General features: G+C 65.2%; 10 protein-coding genes. 5 read left to right on the top strand and 5 right to left on the bottom strand.

The genetic code is table 11. The features are described from left to right. Positions 1-6: 6 nt before the first annotated feature. Together LMTR3_RS31200 and LMTR3_RS31195 are read left to right on the top strand one after the other, a co-directional pair. Positions 7-456: a gluconate 2-dehydrogenase subunit 3 family protein gene (locus LMTR3_RS31200; protein ID WP_065748793.1), complete on the top strand. Its 450-nt coding sequence runs from the start codon at positions 7-9 to the stop codon at positions 454-456. A 313-nt stretch (positions 457-769) separates the two neighbouring features. Beyond that, on the top strand, positions 770-1789 hold the full coding sequence (locus tag LMTR3_RS31195; RefSeq protein WP_065748792.1) for a S1C family serine protease: 1020 nt from the start codon (positions 770-772) through the stop codon (positions 1787-1789). A gap of 198 nt (positions 1790-1987) precedes the next feature. Here the strand turns inward: LMTR3_RS31195 and LMTR3_RS31190 are convergent, their stop codons facing one another. From LMTR3_RS31190 to LMTR3_RS31170, 5 genes are all read right to left on the bottom strand, one after another. Further along, positions 1988-2773, bottom strand: a complete 786-nt coding sequence (locus LMTR3_RS31190; protein WP_065748791.1) for an alpha/beta fold hydrolase — start codon at positions 2771-2773, stop codon at positions 1988-1990. A 3-nt stretch (positions 2774-2776) separates the two neighbouring features. Continuing rightward, positions 2777-4072: an O-acetylhomoserine aminocarboxypropyltransferase gene (locus tag LMTR3_RS31185; protein WP_065748790.1), complete on the bottom strand. Its 1296-nt coding sequence runs from the start codon at positions 4070-4072 to the stop codon at positions 2777-2779. Positions 4073-4117: 45 nt separating this feature from the next. Beyond that, positions 4118-5422 (bottom strand): nicotinate phosphoribosyltransferase, encoded by a 1305-nt coding sequence (gene pncB / locus LMTR3_RS31180; RefSeq protein WP_065748789.1) that lies wholly within the window; start codon positions 5420-5422, stop codon positions 4118-4120. A 69-nt stretch (positions 5423-5491) separates the two neighbouring features. Then, positions 5492-9046 (bottom strand): molybdopterin cofactor-binding domain-containing protein, encoded by a 3555-nt coding sequence (locus LMTR3_RS31175; protein ID WP_065748788.1) that lies wholly within the window; start codon positions 9044-9046, stop codon positions 5492-5494. Then, the gene (locus tag LMTR3_RS31170; protein WP_065748993.1) at positions 9043-9513 is read right to left on the bottom strand and encodes a (2Fe-2S)-binding protein; all 471 of its coding nucleotides are present in this window, start codon (positions 9511-9513) and stop codon (positions 9043-9045) included. The genes LMTR3_RS31175 and LMTR3_RS31170 overlap by 4 nt, the downstream gene beginning before the upstream one ends. A gap of 292 nt (positions 9514-9805) precedes the next feature. Between LMTR3_RS31170 and LMTR3_RS31165 the strand changes: the two genes are divergently transcribed. From LMTR3_RS31165 to LMTR3_RS31155, 3 genes are read left to right on the top strand one after another with little or no spacing between them, the layout of a single operon-like run. After that, on the top strand, positions 9806-11251 hold the full coding sequence (locus tag LMTR3_RS31165) for a 6-hydroxynicotinate reductase (RefSeq protein WP_065748992.1): 1446 nt from the start codon (positions 9806-9808) through the stop codon (positions 11249-11251). After that, positions 11248-12156, top strand: a complete 909-nt coding sequence (locus LMTR3_RS31160; RefSeq protein WP_065748787.1) for a UPF0280 family protein — start codon at positions 11248-11250, stop codon at positions 12154-12156. The genes LMTR3_RS31165 and LMTR3_RS31160 overlap by 4 nt, the downstream gene beginning before the upstream one ends. Before the next feature lie 18 nt (positions 12157-12174). After that, positions 12175-12759, top strand: coding sequence for an amino acid synthesis family protein (locus LMTR3_RS31155; RefSeq protein WP_065748786.1), 585 nt, complete (start codon positions 12175-12177; stop codon positions 12757-12759). Position 12760: the final 1 nt, after the last annotated feature.

Here is a 12760-nt window from a genome sequence, read left to right as displayed (position 1 = left end):
ACCGCGATGTCCGTAAGCACTGAACTGACCGCAGCCCAACGCGACGACCTCCGCACCGTCGCTGCGATGATCATTCCCGCCAGCGACGAGTACAAGGTGCCCGGCGCCGACGACCCCGCTGTTCAGTCCGACATGCTGGCGACGCTCGGGCGCGATACTGCGCAGGTAGCGCAGGCGCTCGACCATCTGGCGCGTCTGGCCGGCAAGCCGCTGGCTGAGCTTGACGCGGCGCGGCGCGACGAGGTCGCAAGAGAATTTCGTGCCACCGGCGGTGTAGCGGCGGCAACGCTCGTCCGCGTCGTCCTGCAATGCTACTACCGCGACGATCGCGTGCTGCGCTCGCTCGGGCTCGAACTGCGCGCCCCGTTCCCCAAGGGCCATGTGCTGCCCGAGGGCGACTGGTCGCTGCTCGATCCCGTGAAGGCGCGCTCCGGGAATCTCAGGCGGGCGCCCTAAAGCAGCGAAAATAGATTTGATCGCGACCACGAAGAAGGTGCGCCCCCTCTCCCGCTTGCGGGGGAGGGCTGGGGTGGGGGTATCTCCGCGGGCGACACTGCCCGAGTGGAGAGAGCCCCCACCCGGCGCTTCGCCATAGCCGAGGCTTTGCCTCGGCGTCTCAGAGGACGGCCACCGAAGGTGGCCTACGCCTCCCCCGCAAGTGGGAGAGGTGAAGGGCGTCTGCGACCAGCAGGCCAGCCTTGCACCGGATGCGGGCACCTTGCGCAAGGAGTTCCCGGCCACCATGTGATGAGGCCGAAGGAATCTCGCCATGCTGGATTTTACCTCAGATATCGCCGATGACGGACTGTCGTCGCGAACCGCCGAGCCTGCCCGGGATAATGACCGGGTTCTGCTCGATGCCTATTCCAATGCCGTGATCGATGTGACCGAGCGGGTCGGTCCCGCGGTCGTGCGGGTCGAAACCGGGCCGAAGGTGCGCAGTGCGCGTGAGCGCGGCGGACTTGGCTCCGGTATCGTCATCTCGCCCGACGGTCTCGTGCTGACCAACAGCCATGTGGTCGGATCATCGAAGGAGATCAGGCTGCGCGACACCGAAGGATTCGTCACCGACGCTCACGTGCTCGGCGTCGATCCAGACACTGACCTGGCCTTGCTGCGGGCCGACGGCGCGCGCGATCTGCGTTATGCCTCGCTCGGCAATTCCAAGAGCCTGCGTCGCGGCCAACTCGTGGTCGCGATCGGCAATCCGCTTGGCTTCGAATCGACGGTGACCGCCGGCGTGGTGTCGGCGCTTGGCCGCTCGATCCGCTCGGTGAGCGGTCGGACCATCGAGGACGTGATCCAGACCGATGCTGCGCTCAATCCCGGTAACTCCGGCGGGCCTTTGGTGTCGTCGTCATCGGAGGTGATCGGCATCAACACCGCGATCATCAACGGCGCGCAGGGCATCTGCTTTGCGGTCGCCAGCAACACGGCGCAGTTCGTGCTGTCCGAGATCATCCGCCACGGCTATGTCCGCCGCGCCTATATTGGCGTCGCAGGCCAGACCGCGCCGATCCCGCGGCGGCATGCGGTGGTCGCCGGCGTCGACAACAAGATGGGCGCGCTGCTGGCGCAGATCGAGCCGGACAGCCCGGCCGCGAAGGCGGGACTGTTGCCGGGCGATGTCGTTATCAAGCTCGACGGGGTCGAGATCAACGGCGTCGACGATCTGATCCGCGCCCTCGACCGCGACCGCATCGGGCGGACGCTCGCGATGGATGTATTGCGGATGGGACGGCTGCGCGCGATCGATATTCATCCGGTGGAGCGGAAGCCGGCGCGGTAGTGACGATTGGGACTCACCCGCCCCTTGAGGGGGCGGGTCGACGCGCGCATAGCGCGGCGGGGCGGGGTGACGGTCTGTCCACATCCAACAGTGCACGTGTGGATAGACTGTCACCCCGCCCCGTCTCGCATTGCACTGCGCTCCATGCGAGCCGACCCGCCCCCTCAAGGGCGGGTGAGGAGAGCGAACGGGTCGCCGCTACCCCAGCCGCAACGCCGCCAGCAATTCATCCGGCGCTTCGGCCATGATCATGTGGCCGGCGCCGGGAACGACGACGATCCGCGCATTCGGCGTCGCCGCCGCCAGCGCCTTGCCGCCCCTGGCTGGCGTCATCATGTCGCGCTCGCCGAGAATGAAGGTGACGGGCACCTTCACCTGCGCGGCTGCCGCGAGTGCGTTCTGATAGGAATTGCAGGCATTGAGATCGCTGTAGAGCACGCCCGGTCGCGTCTGCTGCAGCACGCGCTGCGCGCCCTGATGCATCCACAGTCCCGGCGCGAGACTGCCGCCGAGCTCGGCCTTGAAGCCGAGGCCCCAGATCGAGACCATATCGATGGCATCGGGGTTGTTGACCTCGGCGGCCTTGAGCAGGTCGGGGCCGACCGTCATCGTAGCAGCGGTGCCGATCAGGCTGAGGCCGGATACCTTGTCGGGATGCCGCGCGGACGTCTCCAGCGCGATCAGCGAGCCCATCGAATGGCCGATGAGCTTCGCCTTCGGCGCGCCGGCCGCGTCGAGCAGCGCGGCTGTCCAGTCGGCCATCTCGGCGATGGTCGGCAGCGGGCTGCCTCCCGAGCGGCCATGGCCGGGCAAATCGGGCGCCAGCACGGCGTAGCCGTGATGGGCGAACCAGCGGCTGTGCAGCGCCCAGGTTGAATGATCGAACCCCGCGCCGTGCAGCATCACCACCGCGGGCAGCGACGGATCGAACGGACGGCCGCCGGTCGCAACGAAAACATCAGCACCGTTGACGGAAAGCTGCATGGGTCAAACCTTCTGCGATGCGCGAAGCGCCTGGCCGAGATCGTCGATGATGTCGGAAACGGCCTCAATTCCGATCGACAGCCGCACCAGCTCCTCGCCGACCCCGGCTGCCTTCAACTGCGCGGCGTCCATCTGCTGATGCGTGGTGCTGGCGGGGTGAATCACCAGCGTCTTGGCATCGCCGACATTGGCGAGGTGGCTGATCATCCTGAGCGACTCGATGAATTTTTTGCCCGCCGCGCGTCCGCCCTTGATGCCGAAAGAGACGATCGATCCAGCGCCACGCGGCAACAGCCGCTTCGCGAGCTGATGGTCGGGATGATTTTCCAGCGCCGGATGCAGCACCCACTCGACCGCCTTGCTGGCGCTCAGCGCCTCCAGCACCACAAGCGTGTTGCTCATGTGGCGCTCCATCCGCACGCCGAGCGTCTCGACGCCCTGCAGCAGTTGAAACGCGTTGGTCGGCGACAGGCAGGCGCCGAAGTCGCGCAAACCTTCCGTGCGCGCGCGCATGATGAAGGCGGCCTGGCCGAACTGCTCGTCGAAGACGATGCCGTGATAGCCGGCATAGGGCTCGGTGAGTTGCGGAAACTTGCCCGAGCCGTGCCAGTCGAACCGGCCGCCATCGACGATGACGCCGCCGATCGCAATCCCGTGGCCACCGATCCATTTGGTCGCCGAGTTCATCACGATATCGGCGCCGAGCTCGATCGGGCGGCTGAGGAACGGCGTCGCAAAGGTGTTGTCGATCAGGAGCGGAATCTTGGCGTCATGCGCGATCTGCGCGACCGCCGGAATGTCAAGCACCTCCAGCCCGGGATTGCCGATGGTCTCGCCGATCACCAGCCGCGTGTTCGGCTTGATCGCGGCGCGGAATTCATCGAGCGCGCGCGGTTTGACGAACGTCGTCGTGATGCCGAAGCGCGGCAGCGTGTGCGCCAGCAAATTGATGGTGCCGCCGTAGAGCGAGGCGGAGGCGACGATATGGTCGCCGGCGTTGAGGATCGTTGCGATCGCCAGATGCAGCGCGGCCATGCCGCTCGCCGTACAGATCGCGCCGACGCCGGCTTCCAGCGCCGCCAGCCGCTCCTCGAGCACGGCGGTCGTGGGATTGGAAATCCGGGTGTAGATGTGGCCGGCGCGCTCCAGGTTGAACAGCGCTGCGGCGTGGTCGGAGTCCTGAAACACGTAGGACGTGGTCTGGTAGACCGGAACGGCGCGGGCGCCGGTTGCGGGATCCGGGCGCTGGCCTGCATGCAGGCTCAGGGTTTCGAAGGCAGGCGGCTTGGGTGCGGGCATGCGGGGCTCGTCAGATCAAGTGGTGGCGGGAAAGTATGTGATGGCTCAGACGTGCACGGCGGTGCGGACGCGGCCGGCATTGCCGAACACGCGCAAATAACGTTCGATCTCGGACGGTGTGCCGGTGGCCTTCTCGGGATTATCCGACAGCTTGACCGCCGGCCGCCCATCGACCGACGTCACCTTGCAGACCAGCGAGATCGGATCGAGATCGGCCGATCCATCCGGCGCGCAGCCGACGAAATCATTGGTGAGGTTGGTGCCCCAGCCGAACGAGATGCGAACGCGTCCGGCGAAATGGCGATAGGTCTCCTCGATCGAATCGACATCCATGCCGTCGGAGAACACCAGCAGCTTCTCCTTGGGCTCGCGGCCCTTCTGCTTCCACCACTTGATGATGTCCTCGCCGGCTGTGATCGGCGGCGCGCTGTCCGGGCGGAAGCCGGTCCAGTCGGCGACCCAGTCCGGCGCGTCGCGCAGGAATGTTTTGGTGCCGAATGCATCGGGCAGGGCGATCAGCAGATTGCCGCCGTAGGTGTGTCGCCACTGATCGAGGATGCGATAGGGCGCCCAGCGCAGCTCCTCGTCGGAATTGGCGAGCGCGGCCGCGACCATCGGCAATTCATGCGCATTGGTGCCGATCGCTTCGAGATCGTTGTCCATCGCCAGCAGCACGTTGGAGGTGCCGGTGAAAGAGGGGCCGAGCCCCTCCTTGACGGCCTCGACGCACCAGCGCTGCCACAGATGGCCGTGGCGCCGGCGGGTGCCGAAGTCCGACAGCCGGAGGCCTTCGAGCTTGCGCAGCCGCTCCACCTTGGACCACAGCTTGGCCTTGGCGCGGGCATAGAGCACGTCGAGCACGAAACGTCCCTGACCCTTGGTCGCCTGCCGCGAGCGCAACTCATTCATGATCGCGAGCGCGGGGATCTCCCACATCGTGGTGTGAGTCCACGGCCCGTGGAAATGCAGCTCGTACTGGCCGTCGACCTTGTTCAGTTCGTATTCGGGCAGGCGGAAGTTGGCGAGCCAGTGGATGAAGTCCGGCGAGAACATCTGGGTCTTGCCGTAGAACGTGTTACCGGCGAGCCAGATCAGCTCCTTCTTGGTGAAGCGGATGGTGCGCGCGTGGTCGAGCTGTGCGCGCAGTTCGCCCTCATCGATGATCTCGGCGAGGCGAACCTGCCGAGTGCGGTTGATGACCGAAAAGGTGACGCGCTGCTCCGGGTAGAATTCCCGGATCATCTGCAGCATCAAAAGCTTGTAAAAATCGGTATCGAGCAGGCTGCGCACGATCGGGTCGAGCCGCCAGCCATGGTTATAGGTCCGGGATGCAATATCGGTAACTGCCATGGCGGAACTTTACCGTGCCGCAGGCCGCCCAACCAGTGGGTTTTGCCGGCGGCATGGCAGCTCAGCGCGCTATTCCTGCCGGATACGGCCGATCGCAGCAGGAATCTCCTTCCAACCCGGCTTATCGGGGGCAAATTGTTGCCTCAGATAAGCGACCAGTTCGGCGATTTGGCCGTCCGTCAGGCTGTCCTTGAACGCCGGCATATAGCCGAGGTCGGTCACGGCCGGCTTTGCGATGCCATGCAGGATGACCTGGATCAGATTGTCCGGCACGGTGCTGTGCAGATTGCTGTTGAGCGCCAGCGATGGCCGGCTGCCGAACAAGGGTGCGCCGCCAACCTCATGGCAGACGGCGCAGGCGCCCTGATAGAGCCGCGCGCCGACGCTAGAAGCCGCAAGCGTTCGCGTGCCCGTCGAGGCTTCGAGCCTGACGGCAAGCGCTCGCTGCGCCGGGCGATCGATCGCGGTCTCGTTGAACGAGGCGAGATAGACCGCCATGGCGCGGATGTCGGCATCAGGCAACGCCGCGAGTTCCCTCACCACCGGCGCCATTGGCCCCGCGGCGACGCCGTGAAAGCGCGACTCGCCGGTTCGCAGATACGCGTACAGTTCGTCCTCGTTCCACGGGATCGGCGCTCGCGACAACGAGGTCAGCGCCGGTGCTTCCCAGCCTTCCGCAAATCCGCCGGCGAGATAGGCGTTCGCCTTCTCCGCGCCGAGCGCATTGCGCGGCGAATGGCAGGCGCCGCAATGGCCGAGGCCTTCGACGAGATAAGCGCCGCGATTCCATATCTCGGATTTTGCGGGATCGCGCTGGAACACGGCGGGGGTGTGGAATAGCGCATTCCATCCGGCCATCAGCGGGCGCAGGTTGAACGGGAATGCCAGCGCGTTGGCCGGCGTCTCCGCTCGCACCGGCGACTGCGCCATCAGATAGGCATAGAGCGCCTGCATGTCGGCGTCAGTGGTCCTGGCGAAATGCGGATAGGGAAACGCCGGATAGAGATGTCGCCCGTCGCGATGGATGCCCTCGCGCATTGCGCGCTCGAAGGCGGGATAGGACCAGGCGCCGATTCCGGTTTCGACATCGGGTGTGATGTTGGTCGAATAGATCGTGCCGAACGGTGTCGGCAGCGGCCGGCCGCCGGCGTTGAGCACGCCATTCGCAGCGGTGTGGCACACCGCGCAATCGCCGAGCGCGGCAAGTTGCTGGCCGCGGGCGATGGTCGCGGCCGAATAGACCGAGGCATCGGGCCGCGCGATCGGCGCGATCGCTCGCCACGGCAACGCGGCAGTGCCCATGCCGACCACAGCCGCGCACAGCGCTGCGGCAGTCGCGAGTACGCCGCGCCGTCCCGCGAACGGATTGGGCCGTCGGTTGAGATCAGGCTGTGGTGCGGATGCCGGCGCGGGCAACGCCTCCGCTGCCGCCGGTTCCTCGCCACGCAGTCCCCGCAGGATGCGTTCCGGGGTGAACGGCAATTCGCGAAAGCGCACGCCGGTCGCATCATAGATCGCATTGGCGATGGCGGCCGCGCTGGGGACGGAAGCGGACTCGCCGACACCGAGCGGCGGCTGATCCTGTCGCGGCAGCATCAGCACGTCGATCTCGGGTACCTCGGGAAACTTGATGATGGGGTAGGCGCCCCATTCGCGCGCCGTCACGGCGGTACGATCGAACGACACTTCCTCCATCAGCGCGCGGCTGGTCGATTGGATGACGTTGCCGTGGATCTGGTGGCGCACGCCGTCCGGATTGATCATCAGGCCGGAGTCCTGGCCTGCCACCACCCGCGTCACGCTGACATCGCCGGTCGCCTTGTTCACCGCGACGTCGGCGATCCACGCCGACCACGCTGCGCCATATCCGGGAAACTTGCTGTGCACATAGAGTGCATAAGCAAAGCCGCGCCCATGGACGATATCGTCCTCGGCCTGCTTCTCCTTGCGTACCGGCCGCGGCGTCCAGCCGGCGCGTTCGGCCACCGCATTGACGAGATCGATCGCCCGCTGATCCTTCAAATAGCGCAGACGGTACTCGATCGGATCGACACCGGCTTCAGATGCGCATTCGTCGATCCAGGATTCATGGGCAAAGGTGTTCGGCAGCGCCGAGACGCCGCGGAGCCAGGAGGCGCGCACGATCGGCGGCATGTCATTTGCTACCACGCGCAGATTCTCGTAATCGTAGGGCGGGATCGCGGTGCGATCGCCCATCTCGAAGACAGCCGGCGTATGTGGGACGGCGCCGGTCAGCAGCAGGGCCAGCGTCGGTGCGCCGTTCGACGGATAGCGCGTAGCAAAATCATAGCCGGCAACGCTGCCATCGGCGTTCAATCCGCCGTTGACATCCATCAATTGCGCGGTGCCCTTCGGCTCCCAGGCGTGCTCCTGCTCGCGCGTCAATTGCACGCGGACGGGCCGGCCCACGGCGCGCGACAGCAGCACTGCGTCGGCGGAAACATCATCGGCGCAGTTGCGGCCATAGCAGCCGGCGGCCTCCAGCCGGATCACCTCGATCTCGGCTTCGCGCCGGTGGATCAGTCGCGCCAGATCGGTGCGCAGATGATGCGGGTTCTGCGTGCCGGACCAAACCCTGGTGTGATCGTCCTGACAGTCGGCGACTGCGCAGGACGGGCCGATCGAGGCGTGCATCTGGTAGGGCCAGATGTATGTCCGCTGCATCGGCTTGGTGGCGCGGGCGATCGCCGCATCGACATCACCCTTGTCGATCAGCGTTCGTGGCGTCGATGGATTGGCGCGCAGCGCGGTCGCGATGTCCTTCAGATCGGGCAGCGTCGGCACCGGCTTCCAGCTCACCTTGAGCTGCGCCGCCGCCTTGATCGCATTCTCCTCGCGCTCGGCGACGACGCCGACGAAGTCGCCGATGCGAACGACAGCGACAAGTCCGGGGATGTCACGCACCGAGGACTCGTCGACCGCGATCAGGCTGTTGCCGATGAAGTCGCCGACATCGACGCCGGCATAGGGCGGGCGAACGACGCGGCCATGCAGCATGCCGGGAATGCGTACATCGTGCACATAGACCAACTCGCCGGTTGCCTTCGCCGGCAGATCGACTCGCGGCACCGATCGGCCAACGATGTTATAGGCGTCGACGGACTTCACCGGAACGTCGTCGGCGAGTTCAAGGCGAATAGTCTCGCCCGCAATCAGTTCGCCATAGCTGACGCTGCGATTGTCCTTGCCGCGGACGAGGCCGTCTTCAATGACGAGGTCCTCGACCGAAAGTTCCAGCCGCTCGGCGGCGCGCGCGACCAGAAACTGCCGCGCTTGTGCGGCGGCCTTGCGCAACGGTACGGCCGTAATCTGAATTGTTTCGCTCGCAATCGTCGCGCCCTGATTGGGAACGAGGGCTGTGTCGCCGAGCACGACCACAACACGGGCAAAGGATACGTCGAGCTCTTCGGCAACGATCTGCCCGAGCGCAGTGCGTATGCCGGTGCCGAGATCGACGTGGCCGTTATAGGCGGTGACCGATCCATCTGCCGTGATCTTGATGAACGTCTCGAACTTGACGGCCTCGACCGGCGATGCCGGACGCACGACGGACAGCGTGCCTTGCAACCCCTCGCGATCCTCGGCCGTGTCGGGGAAGGTCATCGCGTCTGCGCCTCAACGAGACGGCCTGCGGCGCGCATCGCCGCGCGCATGATTTCGACGTGCGCGCCGCAGCGGCATAGATGATGGCGCAGTGCTTCCAGTACTTCGTCTTCCGACGGGTGAGAGGAACGCAACAACAGCGCCTTGGTCGTGATGATCATGCCGTTGAGGCAATAGCCGCATTGCGCCGCTTGTTCGCTGATAAACGCTTGCTGCACGGGATCGGGATGCTCGCGCGTGCCGAGGCCTTCGAGCGTCACGATGTCGCGCCCGACGCAGCCCTCGATCGGGATCACGCAGGAACGGGCGGCGACGCCGTCGATCAGCACGGCGCAAGCACCGCATTCGCCGAGCCCGCAGCCGTATTTCGGTCCGTTCAGTTCGAGGTCGTTGCGGAGCACGTAAAGCAATGCAGTGTCGAGCGCGGCGTCAACGTCGTGAGCTTTGCCGTTGACGGTCAGGCGCATCATGCTCTCCCGAAGTCCTCGTTGCGCTGCAAAATCCGCACTGGATGCTTCGCGAAAGATACCGTTTGTGTACAAACGTGCAAGCCGCGCGATCCCGCGCTGCAGCGCGCTGCTCGCTTTATGAACAGGGCGGCGAGGCAAATGAGGTATTATGCGGCAAGCGGGGCGTTTCGCAGCGGGAGCGGCTTGACAGTGTTCCAGTCCGCGCGCAACATCATTCGTATACGAACAAATGGTCGGACCCGCGAAGAAACGGGGTATGATCGGCGCCTTCCCGACTGCAGGCTTGTTCATGACTGACGAGACCGTTGCCACCGGCGACAAGATCCGCTGCGATGCCTGTCCGGTGATGTGCTACATCAAGCCGGGCGCGGCGGGCGCGTGCGATCGCTATGCCAACCATAATGGCGAGTTGGTGCGCGTCGATCCGCATATCGTGCTGGAACGAACGGTGTCGCATGGCGGACGGCTGGTGCCGTTCCAGGCCGGTGGCGACTGGGACGGCAAACTCGTCCACGAGCCCAACGTGTTCGTCACCGCGATCGGCGCCGGAACAACTTATCCCGATTACAAGCCGGCGCCCTTCATCGTGTCATCGGAAATCGACGGCGTCGACATGGTCACCGTCGTGACCGAAGGCATTTTCAGCTATTGCGGCGTCAAGGTGAAGATCGACACCGACCGCTATCTCGGCCCCGAAACGGCGGCTGTCCGGGCGGAAGGCGAGGCGATCGGCCATGTGACGACCAGCGAATATGGCTCGCAGATGCTGTCGCTCGGCGGCGTGCATCATCTGACCGGCGGTTCCAAGAAGGAGGGCCGCGTTACCTGCGACGCGCTGATGGACCTTTCCAATTGCAAGCCGGTGGAACTGACGATCGACGGCGGCGCCACGGTGGTGGTGCAGGCCGGCCATCCGCCGATCGTCAATGGTGTTGCCGAAGAGCGCATGCGCGTAGGCTGCGGCTCGGCAACCATCGGCATGTTTGCCAAGCAATGGCACGGCAAGGTCGATGAGGTCGTTGTCGTGGACGACCACATCACCGGCGTCCTCAGTGAGCACCAAGCCGGCAAGCTGCTGGATATTCCCGATACCGGGATCAAGATGAAGGGCCGGCGCTCGACGCCCGGCCGTTACTTCCAGGTCGCCGATCCCGGGACGGGGTGGGGCGGCACCAATATTTCCGATCCGCTGTCGGTGCTGGGACCGTTCAATCCGAAGGAGGCGCGGCCTGGGCTCACCATGCTGATGGTCTCGACCACCGGCGAGCACGCCGCCTATTACCAACTCGACGAGGCGTTGCGGCCGATCGAAAAGCAGATGCCGCCAGATCTCCAGTTCTCGGTCGAGCGCATCCAGGAAAATTGCGAGCCGGCCTTGTGCACCGTGCTGTTCATGGGCGGTGCCGGCGGCTCGCTGCGCGCCGGTGTCACCGACAATCCGGTGCGGCTGACGCGGTCGGTCAAGGACGCGCTGACGCGGGTCACCAGCGGCGGCGCGCCGGTCTATGTCTGGCCGGGCGGCGGCATCACTTTCATGGTCGACGTCACGCAAATGCCGGCCGGCGCGTTCGGCTATGTGCCGACGCCGGCGCTGGTGGCGCCGATCGAGTTCACGCTGAAACTATCCGATTACGCGGCGCTGGGCGGTCACATGGATCATGTGCGCCCGCTGGCATCGTTGCGGGAGAATAGCGGGTTCCGCCCGATGCCCAATGTGCCGGGACGGCGCGCATGAAACGGCTCCCGCAAATCGCGCTTCTTCCTGACGGCAAGCGGCTGCATTTGCAGGACGGTCCGATCGACCTGATCATCGAGGCGAAGGGAAGTGAAGGCGAGGTGCACGCCGCTTACGAGGCCGCCGCTCGGCGCTTCACCGGCTTGCTCGATGAACTCTGCGAGGAGTTGATCGAACTTCGCAAGGCCGCCGATCCGGCGCGAAGCACGCTGAACGGTGTGGTCGCACGTCGCATGCATGCGGCAGTCGCGCCGTTTGCGGGCGAGCACTTCATCACGCCGATGGCGGCGGTGGCAGGTAGCGTTGCCGAAGAGATTCTTGGCGCGATGCTAGGCACGGCGCGGCTTGATCGTGCCTACGTCAACAATGGCGGCGACATCGCATTGCATCTGACCCGTGGCGAGCAGTTCACGGTTGGATTGATGGACCGGCCGGACCGTCATGGCGTGATGCAAGCCACCACTATCGAAGCCGATGATCCGGCACGCGGCATCGCGACCAGCGGGCGGCATGGCCGTAGTTTCTCGCTCGGGATTGCCGATGCCGTTACGGTGCTGGCTCGAACGGCGTCGCAAGCCGATGCCGCGGCGACTATCATCGCCAATGCCGTCGATCTGCCTGGTCATCCCGCCATCATCCGCTGTCCGGCCAATGAATTGCAGCCCGACAGCGACCTCGGAACGCGCCTCGTCACCCGCGACGTCGGCGTGCTCCGGGAAAGCGAGATCGACGATGCGTTAAGGGCAGGGGTAAGCCGGGCACAACAATTGCTTGCGGCGGGATTGATCGAAGGTGCGGCCTTGCGTCTACTAGGCGAGACGGCCGTGTTGGGTGCAACAGGGACCAGGGCGGGCGCGTTGCCAACGTTTCATGGAAACGCACTGGAAAGAACAGCGCATGTTTGATCGGGAGCGAGGCGGACAATGAGCGCGATCATTCGCAAGATCGTCACGGTGGTCGAGGAAACCCATCTTGAGATGGGGCAGAAGGTTGCACCGCCGACGCGGCGGGCCGCGGCGATTGCTGTGATCGAGAATCCGTTTGCCGGAAAGTATGTGGAAGATCTTTTACCGCTGATCGCGATCGGGGAGGAGCTTGGAGAACTGCTGTCGAAACGAGCAGTTGCCGCGCTCGGCATCGATGGTGCCAAGGCGCAGAGCTACGGCAAGGCCGCCGCGGTCGGCGAAAACGGCGAGCTCGAGCATGCGGCAGCGATCTTGCATCCCAAAATGGGCGCGCCGGTGCGGAAGGTGTTGGGCAAGGGCGCGGCGCTGATTCCGTCGTCGAAGAAGCGCGGTGGCCCGGGCACGACGCTGGATATTCCGCTCGGCCACAAGGACGCGGCTTTCGTGCGTAGTCATTTCGACGGCATGGAAGTGCAGATCAACGATGCGCCCCGCGCCAACGAGATCATGGTTGCGGTTGCCGTCACCGATAGCGGCAGGCCATTGCCGCGCGTCGGGGGACTGACGGTTGCGGAAGTCAAAGGCGAAGACGGCTTGAGATAAT

Origin of the sequence: Bradyrhizobium sp. LMTR 3 (assembly GCF_001693485.1) — a bacterium.
In the GTDB taxonomy this organism is placed as follows: Bacteria; Pseudomonadota; Alphaproteobacteria; order Rhizobiales; family Xanthobacteraceae; genus Bradyrhizobium.
Note: the sequence above shows the minus strand (reverse complement) of the source record. Positions and strands in the feature narration are given on the sequence as shown.

What these genes read in the sequence shown, in the direction of transcription:
- LMTR3_RS31200 (WP_065748793.1), top strand. Translation starts at nt 7, where the DNA reads ATGTCCGTAAGCACTGAACTGACCGCAGCCCAACGCGACGACCTCCGC.
- LMTR3_RS31195 (WP_065748792.1), top strand. Translation starts at nt 770, where the DNA reads ATGCTGGATTTTACCTCAGATATCGCCGATGACGGACTGTCGTCGCGA.
- LMTR3_RS31190 (WP_065748791.1), bottom strand. Translation starts at nt 2,773, where the DNA reads ATGCAGCTTTCCGTCAACGGTGCTGATGTTTTCGTTGCGACCGGCGGC.
- LMTR3_RS31185 (WP_065748790.1), bottom strand. Translation starts at nt 4,072, where the DNA reads ATGCCCGCACCCAAGCCGCCTGCCTTCGAAACCCTGAGCCTGCATGCA.
- pncB (WP_065748789.1), bottom strand. Translation starts at nt 5,422, where the DNA reads ATGGCAGTTACCGATATTGCATCCCGGACCTATAACCATGGCTGGCGG.
- LMTR3_RS31175 (WP_065748788.1), bottom strand. Translation starts at nt 9,046, where the DNA reads ATGACCTTCCCCGACACGGCCGAGGATCGCGAGGGGTTGCAAGGCACG.
- LMTR3_RS31170 (WP_065748993.1), bottom strand. Translation starts at nt 9,513, where the DNA reads ATGCGCCTGACCGTCAACGGCAAAGCTCACGACGTTGACGCCGCGCTC.
- LMTR3_RS31165 (WP_065748992.1), top strand. Translation starts at nt 9,806, where the DNA reads ATGACTGACGAGACCGTTGCCACCGGCGACAAGATCCGCTGCGATGCC.
- LMTR3_RS31160 (WP_065748787.1), top strand. Translation starts at nt 11,248, where the DNA reads ATGAAACGGCTCCCGCAAATCGCGCTTCTTCCTGACGGCAAGCGGCTG.
- LMTR3_RS31155 (WP_065748786.1), top strand. Translation starts at nt 12,175, where the DNA reads ATGAGCGCGATCATTCGCAAGATCGTCACGGTGGTCGAGGAAACCCAT.